This is a genomic window from Streptomyces sp. NBC_01244 (assembly GCF_035987325.1).
GTDB lineage: Bacteria > Actinomycetota > Actinomycetes > Streptomycetales > Streptomycetaceae > Streptomyces.
This window is the reverse complement of the sequence record NZ_CP108488.1, coordinates 6288936-6308117: the sequence shown is the minus strand read 5'-3', so window position 1 is coordinate 6308117 and position 19182 is coordinate 6288936. Positions and strand designations below refer to the sequence as shown.

The 19182-nt window shown below is 71.7% G+C and carries 20 protein-coding genes; 11 read left to right on the top strand and 9 right to left on the bottom strand.

What is annotated here, in order from left to right:
• Positions 1 to 105 precede the first annotated feature (105 nt).
• Positions 106 to 939, top strand: coding sequence for a hypothetical protein (locus tag OG247_RS28575; protein WP_442813435.1), 834 nt, complete (start codon positions 106 to 108; stop codon positions 937 to 939).
• Between the two features lie 16 nt (positions 940 to 955).
• Here the strand turns inward: OG247_RS28575 and OG247_RS28570 are convergent, their stop codons facing one another.
• Entirely contained in the window at positions 956 to 1900 is a 945-nt protein-coding gene (locus tag OG247_RS28570) for a LysR family transcriptional regulator (RefSeq protein ID WP_327254902.1), read from the bottom strand.
• 206 nt (positions 1901 to 2106) lie between these two features.
• Between OG247_RS28570 and snpA the strand changes: the two genes are divergently transcribed.
• The gene (snpA, locus tag OG247_RS28565; RefSeq protein WP_327254901.1) at positions 2107 to 2766 is read left to right on the top strand and encodes a snapalysin; all 660 of its coding nucleotides are present in this window, start codon (positions 2107 to 2109) and stop codon (positions 2764 to 2766) included.
• Between the two features lie 266 nt (positions 2767 to 3032).
• Here snpA and OG247_RS28560 read toward each other — a convergent pair whose 3' ends face one another.
• The 4 genes from OG247_RS28560 to OG247_RS28545 form a co-directional block, all read right to left on the bottom strand.
• Positions 3033 to 3617: a dihydrofolate reductase family protein gene (locus OG247_RS28560; RefSeq protein ID WP_327254900.1), complete on the bottom strand. Its 585-nt coding sequence runs from the start codon at positions 3615 to 3617 to the stop codon at positions 3033 to 3035.
• Between the two features lie 102 nt (positions 3618 to 3719).
• Positions 3720 to 4319, bottom strand: coding sequence for a GNAT family N-acetyltransferase (locus OG247_RS28555; RefSeq protein ID WP_327254899.1), 600 nt, complete (start codon positions 4317 to 4319; stop codon positions 3720 to 3722).
• A 193-nt stretch (positions 4320 to 4512) separates the two neighbouring features.
• Positions 4513 to 5568: a family 2 encapsulin nanocompartment cargo protein polyprenyl transferase gene (locus OG247_RS28550; protein WP_327254898.1), complete on the bottom strand. Its 1056-nt coding sequence runs from the start codon at positions 5566 to 5568 to the stop codon at positions 4513 to 4515.
• An 86-nt stretch (positions 5569 to 5654) separates the two neighbouring features.
• Positions 5655 to 7061, bottom strand: a complete 1407-nt coding sequence (locus OG247_RS28545; protein WP_327254897.1) for a family 2B encapsulin nanocompartment shell protein — start codon at positions 7059 to 7061, stop codon at positions 5655 to 5657.
• A gap of 225 nt (positions 7062 to 7286) precedes the next feature.
• On the opposite strand from OG247_RS28545, the gene OG247_RS28540 reads away from it, so the two are divergent.
• The 4 genes from OG247_RS28540 to OG247_RS28525 all read left to right on the top strand — a co-directional run bounded on the left by OG247_RS28540 (position 7287) and on the right by OG247_RS28525 (position 10789).
• A complete protein-coding gene (locus OG247_RS28540) occupies positions 7287 to 7739 on the top strand; it encodes an RrF2 family transcriptional regulator (protein ID WP_327254896.1) in 453 nt (150 codons plus the stop codon).
• A 168-nt stretch (positions 7740 to 7907) separates the two neighbouring features.
• Entirely contained in the window at positions 7908 to 9104 is a 1197-nt protein-coding gene (locus OG247_RS28535; protein WP_327254895.1) for a globin domain-containing protein, read from the top strand.
• 92 nt (positions 9105 to 9196) lie between these two features.
• Positions 9197 to 9787 carry an N-acetylmuramoyl-L-alanine amidase gene (locus OG247_RS28530; protein ID WP_327254894.1) on the top strand — a complete coding sequence of 197 codons (591 nt, stop codon included), beginning with the start codon at positions 9197 to 9199 and terminating at the stop codon, positions 9785 to 9787.
• A 135-nt stretch (positions 9788 to 9922) separates the two neighbouring features.
• A complete protein-coding gene (locus OG247_RS28525; protein ID WP_327257665.1) occupies positions 9923 to 10789 on the top strand; it encodes a 1-aminocyclopropane-1-carboxylate deaminase/D-cysteine desulfhydrase in 867 nt (288 codons plus the stop codon).
• A gap of 48 nt (positions 10790 to 10837) precedes the next feature.
• Here OG247_RS28525 and OG247_RS28520 read toward each other — a convergent pair whose 3' ends face one another.
• Positions 10838 to 12415, bottom strand: coding sequence for a Na+/H+ antiporter (locus tag OG247_RS28520; RefSeq protein WP_327254893.1), 1578 nt, complete (start codon positions 12413 to 12415; stop codon positions 10838 to 10840).
• A gap of 63 nt (positions 12416 to 12478) precedes the next feature.
• On the opposite strand from OG247_RS28520, the gene OG247_RS28515 reads away from it, so the two are divergent.
• The 3 genes from OG247_RS28515 to OG247_RS28505 all read left to right on the top strand — a co-directional run bounded on the left by OG247_RS28515 (position 12479) and on the right by OG247_RS28505 (position 14449).
• Positions 12479 to 12739, top strand: coding sequence for a UBP-type zinc finger domain-containing protein (locus OG247_RS28515; protein ID WP_250750367.1), 261 nt, complete (start codon positions 12479 to 12481; stop codon positions 12737 to 12739).
• Between the two features lie 226 nt (positions 12740 to 12965).
• The gene (locus OG247_RS28510; RefSeq protein WP_214949331.1) at positions 12966 to 13379 is read left to right on the top strand and encodes an anti-sigma regulatory factor; all 414 of its coding nucleotides are present in this window, start codon (positions 12966 to 12968) and stop codon (positions 13377 to 13379) included.
• Positions 13376 to 14449: an RNA polymerase sigma factor SigF gene (locus OG247_RS28505; RefSeq protein WP_327254892.1), complete on the top strand. Its 1074-nt coding sequence runs from the start codon at positions 13376 to 13378 to the stop codon at positions 14447 to 14449. Before OG247_RS28510 ends, OG247_RS28505 begins: the two co-directional genes overlap by 4 nt.
• 18 nt (positions 14450 to 14467) lie before the next feature.
• Here the strand turns inward: OG247_RS28505 and OG247_RS28500 are convergent, their stop codons facing one another.
• On the bottom strand, positions 14468 to 14902 hold the full coding sequence (locus OG247_RS28500; RefSeq protein WP_327254891.1) for a hypothetical protein: 435 nt from the start codon (positions 14900 to 14902) through the stop codon (positions 14468 to 14470).
• Positions 14903 to 14987: 85 nt separating this feature from the next.
• On the opposite strand from OG247_RS28500, the gene OG247_RS28495 reads away from it, so the two are divergent.
• The gene (locus OG247_RS28495) at positions 14988 to 15953 is read left to right on the top strand and encodes a diacylglycerol/lipid kinase family protein (RefSeq protein ID WP_327254890.1); all 966 of its coding nucleotides are present in this window, start codon (positions 14988 to 14990) and stop codon (positions 15951 to 15953) included.
• Between the two features lie 332 nt (positions 15954 to 16285).
• Positions 16286 to 16543: a WhiB family transcriptional regulator gene (locus OG247_RS28490; RefSeq protein ID WP_004937597.1), complete on the top strand. Its 258-nt coding sequence runs from the start codon at positions 16286 to 16288 to the stop codon at positions 16541 to 16543.
• A gap of 159 nt (positions 16544 to 16702) precedes the next feature.
• On the opposite strand, the gene OG247_RS28485 is transcribed toward OG247_RS28490, so the two are convergent.
• Positions 16703 to 18172: a sensor histidine kinase gene (locus tag OG247_RS28485; protein ID WP_327257664.1), complete on the bottom strand. Its 1470-nt coding sequence runs from the start codon at positions 18170 to 18172 to the stop codon at positions 16703 to 16705.
• A gap of 392 nt (positions 18173 to 18564) precedes the next feature.
• Positions 18565 to 19158 carry a TetR/AcrR family transcriptional regulator gene (locus tag OG247_RS28480; protein ID WP_327254889.1) on the bottom strand — a complete coding sequence of 198 codons (594 nt, stop codon included), beginning with the start codon at positions 19156 to 19158 and terminating at the stop codon, positions 18565 to 18567.
• Positions 19159 to 19182: the final 24 nt, after the last annotated feature.

Sequence of the window (19182 nt, the reverse complement as noted above, 5' to 3'; positions counted from 1 at the left end):
TATCGCGTCTTCTGGCTAACACGATATATCGCGGTTGCGGGAAGTCAAGCGCGTCAGGATGATCCAAAATCATCACTTTGTGCCGGTTTGGCTTAGCGTGTGGGCATGTCGATCTCCCAGACCACGGCGGGCGGACTCCTGCTCTGCCGCGCCGATCCCCTCGCCGCCCGACCCGCCGCGCACATCCTGCGCGAGCGCCTGCTGCTGGCCCCCGCCGGCGAGTGGAGCGTGCTGGTGCCCGAGGCCAAGCCCTGGCTCGGCGGCGCGGAATCCGTGGCCGAGGTCCTGGCGGGCTGGGGTGCGGCGGTCGCGCTGAGCTCCAACTGGCCGGTGCTGAGCCTGTGGTGGGAAGAGGGCCGGACCGGCTTCGTCCTGTCCAGCGGATTCCGCCGGTCCGCGGCCTACGAGTGGGACGCGGCGGGCCGCCCGCACGGCGATCCGGACGCCCCATACGCCGCGGACGCGGACGCCATGCGGAGGCTGGCGGCGCGGCTCGGGCTGGACCCGGTCCTGGACCTGGAGGAACTGGAGCGCCTCACCCGCCCCGACGAGGCGGCGGACGGCGAGTCCCGGCTGCTCGGCGTCATCGCGCTGCTCGCCCGCGCGGGGCTGGCGCTCCCGGCGGGGCTGAACCCGGGCGAACCGGCCGACCGGCTGCGGGAGGCGGCCCGGGTCGCGCCGGCGGCGGAGCGGGTGGAGTGGGCGGGCTGGCGCGACACCGTGCGGGCGGAGCTCGCGGTGGTCGAGGACAGCCCCCTGGGCCCGTGGCTCCGGGGCCCCAAGGCCCGCCTGGCGGGTGCGGCCCAACTGGCCGCCGGAGCCCCCCTGATGGTGTGGGCGGCCCGCCGCCGCAGCCCGGGCTGGCTGGCCGCGGGCACCGTCCTGGTGACCCACGGCGCGGCCGCCCTGGCCTACGACCGGGCCCGCCGCCGCGCCTAGGGCCCGCCCTTCCCCCCTACGCCGCCAGCAGCGGGCTCGCGTTGCGGCGCAGCCAGGCGCGGTAGGGCGGAGTCCCCAGCGCCGCTTCGCGGTAGGCCGCGCGGAGGTCCTCGTACACCCCCTCGGAAACCTGCGCGTGCACCCCGGGTCGGGTCGCGAGGAGGAGGCGTACGGCGAGCGGGTCGCCCGAGAGCGGCCGGATCGCCATGTCCTCGCGCATGCCGGAGGTGGGCTGGCAGGGGGCGACGGCCTCGCCGGAGGCGATCAGCGAGGCGGCCGTGTGGTAGTCGGCGTGCAGCAGGGGCGGGTCGAGGCCTGCGCCGGCGAGGACCCGGCGCAGGCCGTCCCACTCCCCGTCCACCGACGGGTCCACGGTCCACCGGTCGGCGGCGAGGTCGCGCAGCTCCACGACGGACCGGGCCGCCGCCGGATGGTCCCGGGACATGGACACGAACTGCGGCTCGCGCTCCATCAGGACCCGTAACTCCAGCCCGGGAGGCACCCGCAGCGGGCTGCCCTCCACCTCGTGCACGAAGGCCACGTCGAGCCGGCCCGCGGCCGTCATCCGCAGCAGCGCGTTGGCGGACACGTCGACCATCAGGTCGGTCTCGGTGTCGGGCAGCCGCCGGTGCAGCCGCCGCAGCCAGCCGGGCAGGGCGCGGCTGGCCGTCGAACCGATCCGCAGCCGGGGCCCCCGGGACAGCGCCCGCGCCTCCGCGACGAGGGCCGCCATCTCGGCCAGGAGCGGCCGCGCCCGCCCGAGTATGGTGCGCCCGAAGGGAGTCGGCCGGCATCCGGTGCGCTCGCGCAGGAACAGCTCCCCGTCCAGGGCGCGTTCGATGCGCCGCAGCTGGGTCGTCAGGGAGGGCTGGCTCACGCCGAGCTGCCGGGCGGCCTTGTGCAGGCTGCCGGCGTCGGCGATGGCGCACAGGGCGCGCAGGTGCCTGACCTCAAGCTCCATGCCCCGAGAGTAGGCCGGGGCGAGCCGACCGCACCAGTAACCGGTATCCCCTCGAATCCCGCCATTCTCTTGGGAGTCGGGCTTCCGAAATCCCCCCGATAGGCCGGCGTTATCGGGGGCTGACATCATCCGCCGGCCACTCCCGCTCCCCCAGACTCCGGTACCGAACGACCCCCCACCGCACCGGATGAGCAGGAGTCCCCCACATGCGTCACTCCCGCAATACCACTCTGTCCGCCGTCGGGCTCGCCGTCGCCGCCGTCCTCGGCGCCGTCGTCCCGGGCACGACCGCCACGGCCTCGGCCGGCGTCGGCAGCCCGAGCACGTACGCCGCGTACGAGCAGTCGAAGGAGAACCAGGCCGCCAACCGCGCCTTCTTCGAGGCCGTGCAGCGCTCGGTGGCCCAGCAGCGCGCCGCGACCCCGGGCCTGGCGGCCGTGACCGTCACCTACAACACCCGCAACGCGCCGAGCTTCCGCACCCAGATAGCCCGCTCGACGCAGATCTGGAACAGCTCGGTGGTCAACGTCAAACTGCAGGAGGTGTCCTCGGGCGGGAACTTCGCGTACTACGAGGGCAACGACTCGCGCGGTTCGTACGCGAGCACGAACGGCCACGGCCAGGGCTACATCTTCCTGGACTACCGGCAGAACCAGCAGTACAACTCCACCCGCGTGACCTCGCACGAGACGGGTCACGTGCTCGGCCTGCCGGACCACTACTCGGGTCCGTGCAGCGAGCTGATGTCCGGCGGCGGCCCCGGCACCTCCTGCCAGAACGCCACCCCGAACTCCGCCGAGCGCTCGCGCGTCAACCAGCTGTGGGCGAACGGCCTCGTCGCGTCCGGCCTGGACGCGAAGGGCTAAGCCCCCTCGGGACGGCCTCCCTCGGGCCGGCCTCCCTCGGGCTCGTACGCCGTGCACTCCGGGTTCCTGCAGGGACCCGGAGTCCATGCCGGGACGAAGATCCCCAGGGATTTGCGCCGTCCGACCATCGTGTCGACGGGGCTCCCGCAGACCGGGCACGACTGCTGGTCGTGCCCGGCCCGCGGGGCGACCGTCCCGTGTGCCTGCTGTTCCCGCTGTTCACCGGCCATACCTCCACGGTAGGCCGGTTTCGCCGCTTCGGCGGGTCAGCGCTTGACCGCGTACGAGGTGACGACCTGGCCGCCGCCGAACGTCTCGACCCCGGTCAGCTCCAGGGGGCGCGCCCCGAACCCGGCGCGCGACATCGGCATGCCGGTGCCGACGAGGACCGGGTAGGTCTTGACGACGAACTCGTCGATCTCGTCGATCAGCTGCCCCGCGAGGTCCGCCCCGCCGCACAGCCAGATGCCGAGCCCGTCCCCGGCCTTCAGTTCCCGGACCTCCGCCACCAGATCGCCGCCGATCAGCCGCACCGCCGGGTCGGGCGGGACGGTGAGCGAGCGCGAGACCACGTACTGCTCGCGCATGTGCCCGTACGGGCTGGTCAGGCCCAGCTTGAGGCCGGGCTCGTAGGTCCCGCGCCCCATGAGCACCGTGTCGAAGTGCTTCGGTCCGGCGTCCTCGATCCCGAGCTGGACGCGCCCCGGGGCGGAGATGGTCTCCGGGTACTCGGCCTTGAGGAAGTCGATGAACTCGGCGTCGAGGTGGCTGTAGATGAAATCGGCGTCGCCGTCCGGGGCTCCGATGAAGCCGTCGACCGAGGTGGCGATGAAGTACGTGAGCTTGCGCAAGCGATTCTCTTCCGTTCGACAGTGCACCCCCATCGAGGCACGTCGATCAAAGTACTTCAGGTGAAGTGGTATCGCAAGGGGTCAGGTACCGGCGATCGGGAATCACTGCGGCTTGCGCCACATCGGCCACATCAGCGGCCCGTCCGGCAGCCGCACCGCCTCGCCCGTGAACTGCCAGCCCAGCCGCTCGTACAGCCCCTTGCTGCGCTCGCTGCTCGCCTCCAGGTACGCCGGAACGCCCTCCCGGTCGCAGCGCTCCAGCACCGGCCGGATCAACTCCGTACCCCGCCCCTCGCCCTGCCGCCCCGGGGCGACCGCGATCATCAGCAGGTACTCGTGCTCCTCCGCCATCGGGTGCACCGCACCCGTGAGCCGGCCCACCAGCTCGCACCGCTCGTTGTCCGGGTCGGCCACGGCCCGCATCTTCGCCGGGACCTCGTCCTCGACGTGCTCGGCGTCCGGATCGCCCGCCGGGATCCGCAGCCACAGCGCCGCCGCCGAACCGTCCACCGCGTAGTCGATCCGGCCCTCGGCCAGGGCCACGTCGACGAACACGCCCAGGAACTTCCCGTGCACCGCCGCCCGGTGATCCGGGTCCGGGAACACCCAGCTGCTCACCGGATCATCGCGGAAGGCCTCGTCGAGCAGCCGCGCCACGGCATCCCGGTCCGATTGACCGGCCTGACGTATCTCCAGCCCCATGGGTCACACCCTTCACTTCATTCACTTCATTCACTTCATTCACGTCATTCACGCGTCAACAACCGTGAGTGATCCTAGGGTTGACCCACCCACGCAGAAAGGCCCGTTCCGGCACCGTGCGGTGCCGGAACAGGCCTCCAGAGGTCCCCCCTCGCCCCTACGTGGTCGCGGTCACGCCGTGGTCACGTCGTCGTCACTTCGTACGCCGCGTCACGAACTCCGCCAGCGCCAGCAGTCCGCCCGCCGCCCCGAGGTCCGGCACGGCCCGCGACAGCTGCTGCACCGCCCGCCCCATCCGGTCGGCCGCGTGGGCCTGCGCCCAGTCCCGCCCCCCGGCCCGCTCCACCGCCGCGGCCGCCCTGCCCACGTCGTCCCCGGTCATGGGGCCCGCGTACAGCGCGGCCAGCTCCTCCCCCGCCGTGGTGCCCGAGGTGAGGGCGGCCACGACCGGGAGGGACTTCTTGCGGGCCAGCAGATCGGCTCCGGCGGGCTTTCCGGTGTGGCCGGGGTCCCCCCAGATGCCGATCAGGTCGTCGATGAGCTGGAACGCCAGCCCGGCCTCCCGGCCGAAGGCGTCCATGGCGTCGACCTCGTCCGGGCCGGCCCCCGCGTACAGCGCGCCGAGCGCGCACGAGCAGCCCAGCAGGGCGCCGGTCTTGGCCGTGGCCATGGTCAGGCACTCGTCGAGGGAGACGCTGCGGCGCTGCTCGAAGGCGCAGTCCGCCTGCTGGCCCGCGCACAGCTCGACGATGCAGGCGGCGAGCCTCGCCGAGGCGGCCGCCGAGGCCGGATGCGGGTCCTCGGCGAGCAGCCGCAGCGCGAGCGCCATCATGGCATCGCCCGTGATGATCGCGTCCGAGGTGCCGAAGACCGTCCAGGCCGTCGGCCTGCCGCGCCTGCGCACGTCCTTGTCGATGACGTCGTCGTGCAGCAGCGTGAAATTGTGCGCCAGCTCCACGGCCACGGCCGGCCGTACGGCCTCCCCGGCCTCCCCGGCCCCCGCGTCGCCGCGCACGGCCTGCGCGGCGGCCAGCACCAGGGCGGGCCGGATGGCCTTGCCGGCGCTGCCCGCCGCCGGGGTGCCGTCCTCGTGCTCCCAGCCGAAGTGGTACATCGCGACCCGCCGCATCGAACCGGGCAGGCTCTCCACGGTCCGGCGCAGTTCCGGGTTGACCGTTTCTCTCGTCCGCTCCAGCAGGACGGCGGCTTCCTGCCCCTCGCTGGTGGTGATCGCCTCAGTGGTCGACATGGCGTGTGCGCTCCGTCCCGTCCCGTCCCGTCCTGTCCCGTCCTGTCCCGTCCTGCTCCGTGGCCCTCGCTCCCGCGTCGGCCGGGTCAGCTCCAGCGGGCGATCTCGACGTTCTCCAGGACACCGAGCGCGTCCGGTACCAGTACCGCCGCGGAGAAGTAGGTGGTGACCAGGTACGAGATGATCGCCTGCTCGCTGATCCCCATGAACCGCACCGAGGTGCTCGGCTCGATCTCGTCCGGGATCCCGGGTTGGTGCAGGCCGATCACGCCCGACTCGTCCTCGCCGGTGCGCATGCAGAGGATGGAGGTCGTACGGGCGTCGCTGATCGGGATCTTGTTGGACGGGAACATCGGGACCCCGCGCCAGGCCGGCACCCGGTGCCCGCCGATCTCCACCGACTCCGGGTACAGCCCGCGCTTGTTGCACTCGCGCCCGAAGGCGGCGATGGCCTTGGGGTGGGCCAGGAAGAACTTGGAGCCGCGCCGCATGCTGAGCAGCTGGTCCATGTCGTCGGGGCTGGGCGCGCCGTCGTGGGACTGGATGCGCTGGTCGTAGTCGGCATTGTGCAGGAGGCCGAAGTCGCGGTTGTTGAGCATCTCGTGCTCCTGGCGCTCGCGCAGCGCCTCGACCGTGAGCCGCAGCTGCTGCTCGGTCTGGTTCATCGGCTGGTTGTAGAGGTCGGCGACGCGGGTGTGCACGCGCAGAACCGTTTGGGCAATGGAGAGTTCGTACTCGCGCGGCCGGGCCTCGTAGTCCACGAAGGTGCCCGGCAGCACGGCCTCGCCCTGGTGGCCGGCGGAAAGGTCGATCGCGGCCTCGCCGTACTTGTTGGTGCGCTGCTCCGGCAGGGACCGTACGGAGTCCACGTGCGCCCGCAGCGAGTCGACCCGGTCGGCGAGGATCTGGAAGTCCTGGCGGGAGAGGACGAGCGCGGTGCCGGCGGTGGCGGCGCGGGCGGTGTACTCCCAGATGGCCTCCTCGTCGACGAGGGAGTCCTCACCGAAGAAGGCCCCGTCGGCGACGGTCTGCAGGACGGCGTCGTCACCGTAGGGGCCGGGGCCGATCTGGTCGATGCGCCCGTGGGCGAGCAGGAACACCTTGTCGGCGGGGCTGCCGAAGGAGGTGAGCTCCTGGCCCGGTTCGAAGTCGATCTGGTGGCAGCGCGCGGCGAGTTCGGCAAGCGCGTCAGGGTCGTCGTAGTCGCGCAGCACGGGGAGCTCCCCCAGCTCCGCCGGAATCACCTGCACCTGCGTGCCGGTCTTGATGAACTCCACGATGCCGTTGCCGACCGAGTAGCTCAGCCGCCGGTTGACCCGGTACGTGCCGCCCTGGACGGACACCCAGGGGAGCATCTTCAGGAGCCACCGCGAGGTGATCTCCTGCATCTGGGGCGCGGACTTGGTCGTGGTTGCCAAGTTCCGCGCGGCCGATGTTCCCAGACTGCGCTGCGGTGCCTGGGCCTCGGATTCGGAACCTGCCTGGACCGACATGAATTTCCCCTTCGATCACTCCATGAATCTGCGATCGGAGCCTTTCAGTACGGACCGTGGTGGGACCATTACACAAAAGGGTGGGACTACTCCGTTCGTGGCTGGGCACTCTCTTGAGCTCAACTCCCGCCCCACGAGACACTCGGATCCCACCCGTTTCAGCCATCCCGCGCGATGACCGTCGTTTAATTTGCACGCAGGATGCAAGTTTTCTACGCTGGACCCATGCGGCTGACCCGATTCACCGACCTCGCCCTGCGCGTCCTGATGCGCCTGGCCGTCGCGGAGGCGGACCTCCCGACCACGCGCGACGTGGCGGCGACCATGGAGGTCCCGTACACCCACACCGCGAAAGTGGTCGCCAAGCTGCAGCATCTCGGCCTGGTCGAAGCCCGCCGCGGACGCGGCGGCGGCCTCACCCTGACCGCCGCCGGGCGCGCCGCCTCGGTGGGCGGGGTGGTCCGCGAGCTGGAGGGCGCCGGCGACGTCGTCGACTGCGACGGCACCGTCCCGTGCCCGCTGCGCGGTGCCTGCGTACTGCGCGGGGCGTTGCGCCGGGCCCAGGAGGCCTTCTTCGCCTCCCTGGACCCGCTGACGGTGAACGACCTGGTCGCGGCCCCGACCGGTCCCCTCCTGCTGGGCATTTCGGGCGGATCGCCAGGGGCCGGAAGACCCTGACGACGAAGGCCGGATGGCCGGTTCGCGCCGCCACCGGGCCCACATAGCCTGACCTTCACCATCCCTTCGAACACAAGTCCACCCCGCAGTGGACACCCGCAACCCCTCTCCTTGAATACGCATCTCATATTCCACTTACACGATCCGCCCCGACCCGAGGAGTCACCGATGCTTTCCGAGAAGTCGACCGCGACCGTACGAGCCACCCTGCCCGCCGTCGGCGCGGCCATCGGCGACATCACGGAGCTCTTCTACGGGAAGCTCTTCGCGGCCCACCCCGAACTGATCCGCGACCTCTTCAACCGCGGCAACCAGAACGCCGGTCTCCAGAAGCAGGCCCTCGCCGGCTCCATAGCCGCCTTCGCGACCCACCTCGTCGCCCACCCCGACACCCGGCCCGACGTGATGCTGGGCCGCATCGCCCACAAGCACGCCTCCCTCGGCGTCACCCGCGAGCAGTACCCCGTCGTCCACAAGCACCTCTTCGAAGCGATCGTGGAGATCCTCGGCGAGGCCGTCACCCCCGAGGTGGCCGAGGCCTGGGACGAGGTCTACTGGCTCATGGCCAACGCCCTCATCACCATCGAGGAACGCCTCTACGCCGAGCAGCAGGTCCTCGCCGGAGACGTCTGGCGCACCTGGACGGTCGCCGCCCGCGTCGAGGAGACCGCGGACTGCACCACCTTCCACCTGACCCCGGCCGACGGTTCCCCCGCACCCGGCTTCAAGCCCGGACAGTACGTCTCCGTCCAGGTCGAACTCCCCGACGGCGCCCGCCAGATCCGCCAGTACAGCCTCTCCAGCGCCCCCGGCTCCCCCGTCCGCTCGATCACCGTCAAGCGCGTCCACGGCCCGGCCGCCACCGGCCCCGACGGCGAGGTCTCCCACCACCTGCACACCGAGGTCGCCGCCGGCGACACCCTGCGCGTCTCGGCCCCCTACGGCGACCTCGCCCTCCAGGACTCCGACGCGCCCGTGATCCTGGCCTCGGCCGGCATCGGCTGCACCCCGATGCTCTCCATGCTGGAACACCTCGCCGACACCGCCCACACGGCCCCGGTCACCGTCCTGCACGCCGACCGCTCCCCCGCCGACCACGCCCTGCGCGCCGACCACCGCGCCCTGGCCCACAAGCTCCCCGACGCCTCCGCGCACTTCTGGTACGAAGCCGACGCCGAGCCCGGCGACCACGAGGGCCTGCTCGACCTCACCGCCGTCCCGGTCGCCCCGGGCACGAAGGCCTACCTCTGCGGCCCCCTCCCCTTCATGCGGGCGGCCCGCGAGCAGCTCATCGCCAAGGGCGTGGCCCCCGCGCACATCCACTACGAGGTCTTCGGCCCCGACCTGTGGCTCGCCTCCGCGTGAGCCGTGCGCCGGGTGCGCGCCCTTGCGACGGAACGACCGCCTCCACTAAACGTTGAGTAATCATTCGACTACTCACAGCCAAGGAGGCGGTCATGTCCGCACCCCTGTCCGCGGACCGGTTCCTGAGCGCCCTGCGGGCCGAGGGTCTGACGGTCGTCGAAGTCGGCGACTGGCGCACCCACAACCGCAACCACAAGGGCCCCTGGGGCCCGGTGCACGGAGTGATGCTCCACCACACCGTCACGCACGGGACCGCGTACACCGTCCGGCTCTGCCACGACGGCCACCCGGACCTCCCCGGCCCGCTCTGCCACGGCGTGATCACCAAGGACGGCCGGGTGCACCTGGTCGGCCACGGCCGCGCCAACCACGCGGGCGCGGGCGACTCCGACGTCCTGGCGGCGGTGATCGCCGAGAAGCGCCTCCCGCCCGACCAGCACGCGAACACCGACGGCAACCGCCACTTCTACGGCTTCGAGTGCGAGAACCTCGGCGACGGCGAGGACCCCTGGCCGGCCCCGCAACTCGACGCCATGGCCCGCGCGTCGGCCGCCCTGTGCCGTGCCCACGGCTGGTCCGCCCGCTCGGTCGTCGGCCACCTCGAATGGCGCCCGGGCAAGATCGACCCGAAGGGCTTCACGATGGCCTCGATGCGCGACCGCATCACGGAACGCCTCAAGTAGCCGCCGGTACGGCCGCCCGGGGCAGACCCGCTCTGACGTGCGACGGAACGGGCGGGTGCGGCACACAATGGGCGGGTGGAACGTTCATTCGCCCCCGACCCCGACCCCGACCCCGGCCCCGCCCCCGACCCCGAACTGGTCCTGCGGCCCCGGCCGGCCTCGCCGTTGCGGGAGGTCCGCGACGAGCGGTTCGCCGCCCACGGGGTGCGGCTGCTGCTCAAGCGGGACGATCTGGTGCATCCGGAGCTGCCCGGCAACAAGTGGCGCAAGCTCGCGCCGAACCTGCGGGCCGCCGTCGCGGGCGGTTACCCGGAGCTCGTGACCTTCGGCGGGGCCTACTCCAACCACCTCCGGGCCACCGCCGCGGCCGGCCGGCTGCTGGGGCTGGCGACCGTGGGGATCGTACGGGGGGACGAGCTCGCGGGGCGGCCGCTGAACGACTCGCTGGCCCGGTGCGCGGCGGACGGCATGCGGCTGCACTTCGTCACCCGGGCGGCCTACCGGGACAAGGCCGGGCTGCCCGCGCCGGCGGGCGCGCAGGGGGCCTACGTGATCCCCGAGGGCGGCAGCAACGCACTCGCGCTGCACGGCTGCGCCGAGCTGGGCCGCGAGCTGAGCGGTGCCTGTGACGTGGCCGCCGTGGCCTGCGGGACCGGGGGCACCCTGGCCGGACTGGCGGCGGGGCTCGGCGCGGGGCAGCGGGCGCTGGGGGTCCCGGTGGTCGGGGGCGGCTTCCTGGAGGCGGAGATACGTTCCCTCCAGACGGCCGCGTTCGGCGGTCCCGCGGGCGACTGGTCGCTGGCCGAGGGCTACGCCCACGGCGGGTACGCCCGCGTCCCCGCCGAGCTGGAGCGGTTCGCGGCGGACTTCGAGTCCCGCCACGGCCTGCCGGTGGAGCGGATCTACGTGGCGAAGCTCCTCTGGGCCCTGCTCGCCCTGACCCGCGAGGGCGCCTTCCCCCGGGGCACCACCCTGGCGGCGGTCGTCACGGGCCGCCCGTAGACCCGGGAGCCGGGCGGCGCGGGCTCCCGGAGCCCGCGCCGCCCGCCCTCAGCCCGCTTCCTCCCGGTACGCCGCCGCCTCCTCCAGGTCCAGGCGGCGCAGCAGGGCCCGGAGCATTTCGTCGTCGATGCGGCGGGCGTCGCGCAGGGAGACGAAGACCTCGCGTTCCGCCGCGATCATCTCCCCCGCCAGGCGGCGGTAGACGTCGTCGGCGGACTCCCCCGTCACCGCGTTGACCTCCCCCAGCCGCTCCCACACGGCGTTGCGCCGCCGCTCCAGCACCGTGCGCAGCCGGTCCGCCAGCGGGGGCGGGAGGGCGTTCGAGGGGGAGGCGAGGAGTTCCGTCAGGCGGTCCTCCGCCGCCCGCGAGGCCTCGCTCTGGGCCTGGGCCTCCGCCAGGGTCTCGGCGTGGGTGTCCTTGGGCGGCAGCTTCAGCAGCCGGATCAGCGGCGGCAGGGTCAGGCCCTGGACCACCAGCGTGCCGATCACGGTGGTGAAGGTCAGGAAGAGGATCAGGTTCCGGTGCGGGACGCCGACCGGCACGGAGAAGGCGATCGCCAGCGAGACCACGCCCCGCATGCCGGCCCACCCCACGACGACCGGGGCCTTCCACGTCGTCTCCGGCTCGCGCGCCCGGACCCGCTGCGAGAGCCTCGGCAGGAACGTCGCCGGGAAGACCCACGCGAAGCGGGCCGCCACCACGACGAGGAACACGACCACCGCGTAGCTGGCCGCGGCCGCGCCCTCGTACTCTCCCAGCCCCTTCAGCACCACCGGCAGCTGGAGCCCGATCAGCGCGAAGACCACCGATTCGAGGATGAAGGCGACCATCTTCCAGACCGCCTCCTCCTGGAGCCGGGTCGCGAAGTCGACCTGCCAGTTGCGGTGCCCGAGGTACAGCGCGACCACCACGACCGCCAGCACCCCCGACGCGTGCACCCGCTCGGCTGCCGCGTAGGCCACGAAGGGGATCAGCAGCGACAGGGTGTTCTGCAGGAGCGGTTCGCGCATCTTCTTGCGCAGGACGTGGATCGGGACCATCAGCAGCAGGCCGACCGCGACCCCGCCCACCGAGGCCAGCAGGAACTCCTGGATCCCGTCCATCCAGCCGGCGCTCGCCCCGACCGCCGCCGCCAGCGCGACCTTGAACGCGGTGATCGCGGTGGCGTCGTTGACCAGGGACTCACCCTGGAGGATGGTCGTGATCCGGTTCGGCAGCCCGAGCTTGCGGGCGATGGCCGTCGCCGCGACCGCGTCGGGCGGGGCGATGACCGCCCCCAGCACCAGCGCCACCGGCAGCGAGAGCCCCGGCACCAGCAGGTACGCCGCGTACCCGACGGCGACGGTCGCGAAGAGCACGTACCCCACCGAGAGCAGCGCCACGGGCCGCAGGTTCGCCCGCAGGTCCAGGTACGAGCTGTCCACCGCGGCCGTGTAGAGCAGCGGCGGGAGCAGCAGGGGCAGCACGATGTGCGGGTCCAGGCCGTACTCGGGCACCCCCGGAACGTAGGCCGCGGCCAGTCCGGCGGCGACCAGCAGCAGGGGTGCGGGCACCGGGGTGCGACGGGCCAGGCCCGCGACGACCGCACAGCCGGCGACCAGCGCCACCAGCGGCAATACCTCCATCGAAGATCACCCTCGCTTGAGTCATGTCATCCCGGGCGCCCGCACCTCAGTACGCTGGCCATCATGAGCGAGTGCACCCACGTTCCCGAACTGCCGCGCCCCGAGCCGGTCCCGCTTGCCCAGACCTGCCCCGAATGTCTTGCGCTCGGCAGCCATCCCGTGCAGCTCCGCTTGTGCCTGGGGTGCGGGCACGTCGGCTGCTGCGATTCCTCGCCCCACCGGCACGCCACGGCGCACCACCGGGAGACCGGACATCCGGTGATGCGCAGCTTCGAACCGGGTGAGACCTGGCGATGGTGCTTTGTCGACGGTTCGATCGTCTGAAGCGGGGTAGGTCAACCCTCCGCCGGTTCCCCTGATTTGGACCCGCAGACCCCTAGCCACTGTGCGTCCCCATGGGCTTACCATCAGTCACTGGTCGCAGGCACGGCCCTCGGGCCAGCTATGTTCGACGGGGCTCTGCACCCTCCGACAGGGGTGCCGCGACACGATCGCCCGGATCGCGATAGCGTCACCGGCGAACAGAGCTCGTACCACCTTGGAGGTGAGGGTGTCCCAGATCGCAGGCGAGCCCGGGACCCAGGACTTCGTGGAAGTCCGGCTGCCCGCTGCGGGTGCCTACCTGTCTGTGCTGCGGACGGCCACGGCCGGCCTCGCGGCACGTTTGGACTTCACCCTCGACGAGATCGAGGACCTCCGCATCGCGGTGGACGAGGCCTGCGCGATCCTGCTCCAGCAGGCCGTGCCCGGCTCCGTCCTCAGCTGCGTCTTCCGGTTGGTCGACGATTCGCTGGAGGTGACCGTCTCCGCCCCGACCACCGACGGCCGGGCGCCGGAGCGCGACACGTTCGCGTGGACGGTCCTCTCGGCGCTCGCCGGGAAGGTCGAGGCCACGGTCGAGGAGAACAAGACGGTGAGCATCAGCCTCTACAAACAGCGCGGCGCGGGACCAGGCCCGGCGTGAGCGGCGGGGAGGTCCCGGTGCGGGGCGGGGATCGGCCCCGGGTAGGACACGAGGTCGACGGCGGCATTCCGGAGCAGCAGCACGCCCGGCCGCACCCGGCTGACACGGATGCGGAAAACGGCTTTTTGGACTCGGCGGAGCGACGGGCGGGCCCTGTGAGCGAGAACCAGCACGACCAAACACTGCCGGTCCAGCCACCGGGGGCCGCTGCCACGGCCCCGCCGGCGGCCCCGGCCGCGGACGCACCACCGGAGGCGGACACCACCGAGGCCCTTCGGGCCCCGGTGTTCACGGCCCCGGCACCCCTGCCGGATCCGCGTGACCGCAGCGGCGCGCGGGCCCTGTTCATCGAGCTCCGGGAGCTGCCCGACGGCTCGCCGGAGAAGGCCGAGCTGCGCAACCGGCTCGTACGGATGCACCTGCCGCTGGTCGAGCACCTGGCCCGGCGCTTCCGCAACCGCGGCGAGCCGCTGGACGACCTGACCCAGGTCGCCACCATCGGTCTGATCAAGTCGGTGGACCGCTTCGACCCGGACCGCGGGGTCGAGTTCTCCACGTACGCCACGCCCACGGTGGTCGGCGAGATCAAGCGCCACTTCCGCGACAAGGGCTGGGCGGTACGGGTCCCCAGGCGCCTGCAGGAGCTGCGGCTCTCGCTGACCACGGCGACCGCGGAACTGTCCCAGCAGCACGGCCGCTCCCCCACGGTGCACGAACTGGCCGAACGGCTGGGGATCTCCGAGGAGGAGGTGCTGGAGGGGCTGGAATCGGCCAACGCCTACAGCACGCTCTCGCTGGACGTCCCGGACACCGACGACGAGTCGCCGGCGGTCGCGGACACCCTGGGCTCGGAGGACGAGGCCCTGGAGGGCGTCGAGTACCGCGAGTCGCTCAAGCCGCTGCTCGAAGGACTGCCGCCGAGGGAGAAGCGGATCCTGCTGCTGCGGTTCTTCGGCAACATGACCCAGTCGCAGATCGCCCAGGAGGTCGGCATCTCCCAGATGCACGTCTCCCGGCTGCTGGCCCGCACCCTGGCCCAGCTCCGCGAGAAGCTCCTGGTCGAGGAGTAGAAGCGCCGGTCGTACGGGTTATCGGGCCTGCTCCGCGGGCCCGATGCCCAGCGCTTCGGTCGCCTTCGGGTTGACCAGGAGACCCGTGACGGCCACCGCGGCCAGGGCCAGCGCCACGGCGGCGACCCTCATCGCCCCTTCCGCGGTCCACAGCATCCAGGCGACCGGCAGCGACATCAGCTGGGTGATCAGCGCCGGGCCGCGGCTCCAGCGGCGGCCCAGGAGCAGCCCGCGCGCCGCGACCAGCGGCAGCGCGGCCAGGACGAGCAGGGTGATCCCACCGGTCAGGGCCTGCACGGGGTCGGCGCCCCCGGCGATGCCCATGTACAGGTCGGCGACGCCGGGCCCGGCCAGGGCCAGCCCCTCCAGCGCGGTGAGCGCGGCGGCCGCGGTCAGCCTGCGGGGTCGCGGGGCGGGGACGGCGGACTCGGTGGGGGTGGGCTTCGTACTCACCCCAGCAGGGTAGCCGCGCCCCTCCCGCACCCGGAGGGGACGGCCAGTATGGGCGGCGCCGGAAGGGGTCGGTAGGCTGACGCCCATGCGTGCACTCCTCGTGGCCAACCCAGCAGCGACGACGACCAGTGCGCGCACGCGCGACGTCCTGACCCACGCGCTCGCCAGCGAGATGAAGCTGGAGGCGGTCACCACCGAGTACCGCGGCCACGCCCGGGACCTGGGCCGCAGGGCGGCCGAGACCGGCGTGGACCTGGTGGTGGCCCTGGGCGGCGACGGCACCGTCAACGAAGTGGTCAACGGACTGCTGCACGAGGGACCCGATCCGGACCGGCTGCCCGGGCTCGCGGTGGTCCCCGGCGGCTCCACCAATGTCTTCGCCCGCGCGCTCGGCCTGCCCAACGACGCGGTCGAGGCGACCGGCGCCCTGCTGGACGCCCTGCGGGAGCGGCGCGAGCGGACGGTCGGCCTGGGGCTCGCGGCCGGCACCCCGGGCACGGAGGACGAGTCCGTTCCGGCGCGCTGGTTCACCTTCTGCGCGGGCTTCGGCTTCGACGCGGGCGTGGTGGGCCGCGTCGAACAGCAGCGGGAACGGGGCAAGCGTTCGACCCATGCCCTGTACGTGCGACAGCTGATGCGCCAGTTCTGGGAAGAGCCCAACCGCCGGCACGGCACGGTGACGCTGGAGCGGCCCGGCGCGGATCCGGTGACGGATCTGGTGCTGTCGATAGTGTGCAACACGTCACCCTGGACATACCTGGGCAACCGGCCGCTTTACGCCTCACCGGAGGCGTCCTTCGACACCGCGCTTGACGTCCTGGCACTGGACCGTTTGTCAACTCCGGCGGTCGCCCGCTACGCGACACAGCTCCTGACCTCGACTCCTGAGCGCGGTCCGCACGGCAAGCATGCGGTGTCTCTGCATGATCTGACCGACTTCACCTTGCATTCGAAGGCGCCGCTTCCGTTCCAGATGGACGGAGACCACCTCGGTCTGCGCACCAGCGTTCGGTTCACAGGCGTACGCCGTGCACTGCGTGTGATTGTGTGAGCGGAAGGGCCGAAAGGCCTTTCACTCGAACGTTTACACGCCGGTCCACCCCTAGGAAGTAGGGCTGTGACCTAGTAGACACCGACGAATCAAAAAAAACTTTCCGGAAGGGGTTGTATCCCCGTCCGAGGTTTGCGAATCTCTACATGGCGATCGGGACAGCCCGCAGAACCCGGCACCCACACAGACCGCCAGAACCCCTCCACGAATCTCCGGCAGCCCAGGGCGAGTTTTTCCCCAAACTGGGCGGTCTCCCTTCCCTCACGAAGGGATTCGTGAAAGCGTTCACATTCACAAGCAACCTGCCCGCAATACAAGGAGATGGAGCAGCCATGGACTGGCGTCACAACGCCGTTTGCCGCGAGGAAGACCCGGAACTCTTCTTCCCCATCGGCAACACCGGTCCTGCGCTGCTGCAGATCGAGGAAGCCAAGGCCGTCTGCCGCCGTTGCCCCGTCATGGAGCAGTGCCTGCAGTGGGCGCTCGAGTCCGGTCAGGACTCCGGTGTCTGGGGCGGTCTCAGCGAGGACGAGCGCCGCGCGATGAAGCGCCGCGCCGCTCGCAATCGGGCGCGCAACGCAACCGCCTGACATCGACTTTCGAGCCTCGAGCCGCAGCGCGTAGTACCCATATAAGCGCTCAGCAACGTGCTCTCGAACCCCGTACCGAAAACCATTCGGTACGGGGTTCAGTGCTGTCCGGCCCCGGCGTATAGCCCACACCGTCACCCTGAGTGACCGGCGGGTGCGCTACTTCTGCGGGCTGGCCGGTATGTCGAGGACGACCTTGGTGCCGCGCGGCTCGGACGCCACCATGTCGAAGGTGCCGCCGAGTTCGCCCTCCACCAGGGTCCGTACGATCTGCAGCCCGAGGTTGCCGGCCCGCTGCGGGTCGAACCCCTCGGGCAGGCCGCAGCCGTCGTCGACCACCGAGATCAGCAGCCGGGCATCGGCGCGGCCGGTGCCGGAGCGGGCCGCGGACACCTCCACGGTGCCGCCCTCGCCCTGGGTGAAGGCGTGCTCCAGGGCGTTCTGGAGGATCTCCGTCAGCACCATCGACAGCGGGGTGGCGACCTCCGCGTCCAGGATCCCGAAGCGGCCGGTGCGCCGGCAGTCGACCTTGCCCGGGGAGATCTCGGAGACCATCGCGATCACGCGGTCGGCGATCTCGTCGAACTCGACCCGCTCGTCCAGGTTCTGAGACAGCGTCTCGTGCACGATCGCGATCGAACCGACGCGGCGGACGGCTTCGTTCAGCGCCTCGCGCCCCTGCGGCGAATCCATGCGGCGGGCCTGCAGGCGCAAGAGCGCGGCCACGGTCTGGAGGTTGTTCTTGACCCGGTGGTGGATCTCCCGGATGGTCGCGTCCTTGGTGATCAATTCACGTTCGCGACGGCGCAGTTCCGTGACGTCGCGGCACAGGACGAGCGAGCCGATCCGGGTGCCCTTGGGCTTGAGCGGGATGGCCCGCAGCTGGATGACCCCGCCGCTGCCCTCGGCCTCGGTCTCGCGCGGGGCCCAGCCGCTGGCGAGTTTGACCAGCGCCTCGTCCACCGGGCCGCGGGAGGGCGCCAGTTCGGAGGTGATGGTGCCCAGGTGCTGGCCGACCAGGTCGGAGGCGAGGCCGAGCCGGTGGTAGGCGGAGAGCGCGTTCGGGGACGCGTACGTCACCACGCCCTCGGCGTCGAGCCGGATCAGGCCGTCGCCGACGCGCGGGGAGGCGTCCATGTCGACCTGCTGGCCGGGGAACGGGAAGGAGCCCGCCGCGATCATCTGGGCCAGGTCGGAGGCGGACTGGAGGTAGGTGAGCTCCAGCCGGCTCGGTGTACGCACAGTGAGCAGGTTGGTATTGCGTGCGATCACTCCGAGGACCCGGCCCTCGCGGCGCACGGGGATCGACTCGACGCGGACCGGCACCTCCTCGCGCCACTCCGGGTCGCCCTCGCGCACGATGCGGCCCTCGTCGAGCGCGGCGTCGAGCAGCGGGCGGCGGCCGCGCGGGACCAGGTGGCCGACCATGTCGTCCTGGTACGAGGTGGGGCCGGTGTTCGGGCGCATCTGCGCGACCGAGACGTACCGGCTGCCGTCGAGGGTGGGAACCCACAGCACGAGGTCGGCGAAGGAGAGGTCGGAGAGCAGCTGCCACTCCGAGACCAGCAGGTGGAGCCACTCCAGGTCGGTTTCACTGAGAGCGGTGTGCTGGCGTACGAGGTCGTTCATGGAGGGCACGTGGCGAGCGTACCCCGGGTACGGGCCATGACTTTCCTCAGCGCGATTCTCCGGAGTATCCAGGAGACCCCGGTTCCGCGTAGGGTTGGAGGAAGGGAACCAGGGTCGCGTCATTGGATGGACAGAACAGATTGGTCTAGTCCACAATTGCATCAAAGCTTCCGCCCTCCCCGCACAGGAGGACGGATCGAGGTAAGCCGCGCGCTCTGCCCTGACCGCGCGTCACCTCCCACCGGCCGTCGGGCACCGCACACCCGTCGGCCGTAAGTACTCCGGGCTACGGTGCCGGGCGGGCTGAGGGTCCCGTTCGGCACCGTGGCCCAGAGGAACGTGACCCCAGAGGAACGTGCGCGTCCGGCGGACATGTGCCCCGGAGGGCGGCCCTACTGCGGCCAGGCCCGCATGGCGAGCTCCGCCACCGCCTCGAGCTCCTCCCGCCCCGCGCCGTCGCGCGACTGCTGGGACATCCCCTGAAGCACCGCTCCGGCGTAGCGCGCCAGCGCCCACGTGTCCGTACCGGCCGGCATCTCTCCGGCGGCGACACCGGCCCGGATGCGGCTCTCGAACGCCACCAGGTTGGCCTCGCGCCGTTCCCGCAGCGCCTGCGCCACCTCGTCCGAGGTGGTGTTGACCGCCGCGCTGATCACCATGCAGCCCGGCGGGTGGGCGGGGTCCGTGTAGACCTCCGCCGCCTCGTGCAGGATCCGCCCCAGCGCTTCGCGGGCGGTGGGCTCCTCGGCGAGGGCCACGGCCGCAAAGTCCCCGTAGCGGCCTCCGTAGACCACCACGACCTCGTCGAAGAGCTTGCGCTTGTCACCGAAGGCCGCGTAGAGGCTCGGGGCGCTGATCCCGAGCGAGGCGGTCAGGTCGGAGATCGACGTCGCCTCGTAGCCGCGCTCCCAGAAGGCGAGCATCGCCTTGTCGAGCGCCGCGTCGCGGTCGAAGGAGCGGGGCCTGCCGCGCTGTCCGGTCACCATGAACTCATTCTATAGCGGTCGCTA

Bases quoted from the DNA above. Each gene is read 5' to 3' on its own strand.
- OG247_RS28575 (WP_442813435.1), top strand. From the start codon at position 106: ATGTCGATCTCCCAGACCACGGCGGGCGGACTCCTGCTCTGCCGCGCC.
- OG247_RS28570 (WP_327254902.1), bottom strand. From the start codon at position 1,900: ATGGAGCTTGAGGTCAGGCACCTGCGCGCCCTGTGCGCCATCGCCGAC.
- snpA (WP_327254901.1), top strand. From the start codon at position 2,107: ATGCGTCACTCCCGCAATACCACTCTGTCCGCCGTCGGGCTCGCCGTC.
- OG247_RS28555 (WP_327254899.1), bottom strand. From the start codon at position 4,319: ATGGGGCTGGAGATACGTCAGGCCGGTCAATCGGACCGGGATGCCGTG.
- OG247_RS28550 (WP_327254898.1), bottom strand. From the start codon at position 5,568: ATGTCGACCACTGAGGCGATCACCACCAGCGAGGGGCAGGAAGCCGCC.
- OG247_RS28545 (WP_327254897.1), bottom strand. From the start codon at position 7,061: ATGTCGGTCCAGGCAGGTTCCGAATCCGAGGCCCAGGCACCGCAGCGC.
- OG247_RS28540 (WP_327254896.1), top strand. From the start codon at position 7,287: ATGCGGCTGACCCGATTCACCGACCTCGCCCTGCGCGTCCTGATGCGC.
- OG247_RS28535 (WP_327254895.1), top strand. From the start codon at position 7,908: ATGCTTTCCGAGAAGTCGACCGCGACCGTACGAGCCACCCTGCCCGCC.
- OG247_RS28530 (WP_327254894.1), top strand. From the start codon at position 9,197: ATGTCCGCACCCCTGTCCGCGGACCGGTTCCTGAGCGCCCTGCGGGCC.
- OG247_RS28520 (WP_327254893.1), bottom strand. From the start codon at position 12,415: ATGGAGGTATTGCCGCTGGTGGCGCTGGTCGCCGGCTGTGCGGTCGTC.
- OG247_RS28515 (WP_250750367.1), top strand. From the start codon at position 12,479: ATGAGCGAGTGCACCCACGTTCCCGAACTGCCGCGCCCCGAGCCGGTC.
- OG247_RS28495 (WP_327254890.1), top strand. From the start codon at position 14,988: ATGCGTGCACTCCTCGTGGCCAACCCAGCAGCGACGACGACCAGTGCG.
- OG247_RS28490 (WP_004937597.1), top strand. From the start codon at position 16,286: ATGGACTGGCGTCACAACGCCGTTTGCCGCGAGGAAGACCCGGAACTC.
- OG247_RS28485 (WP_327257664.1), bottom strand. From the start codon at position 18,172: ATGAACGACCTCGTACGCCAGCACACCGCTCTCAGTGAAACCGACCTG.
- OG247_RS28480 (WP_327254889.1), bottom strand. From the start codon at position 19,158: ATGGTGACCGGACAGCGCGGCAGGCCCCGCTCCTTCGACCGCGACGCG.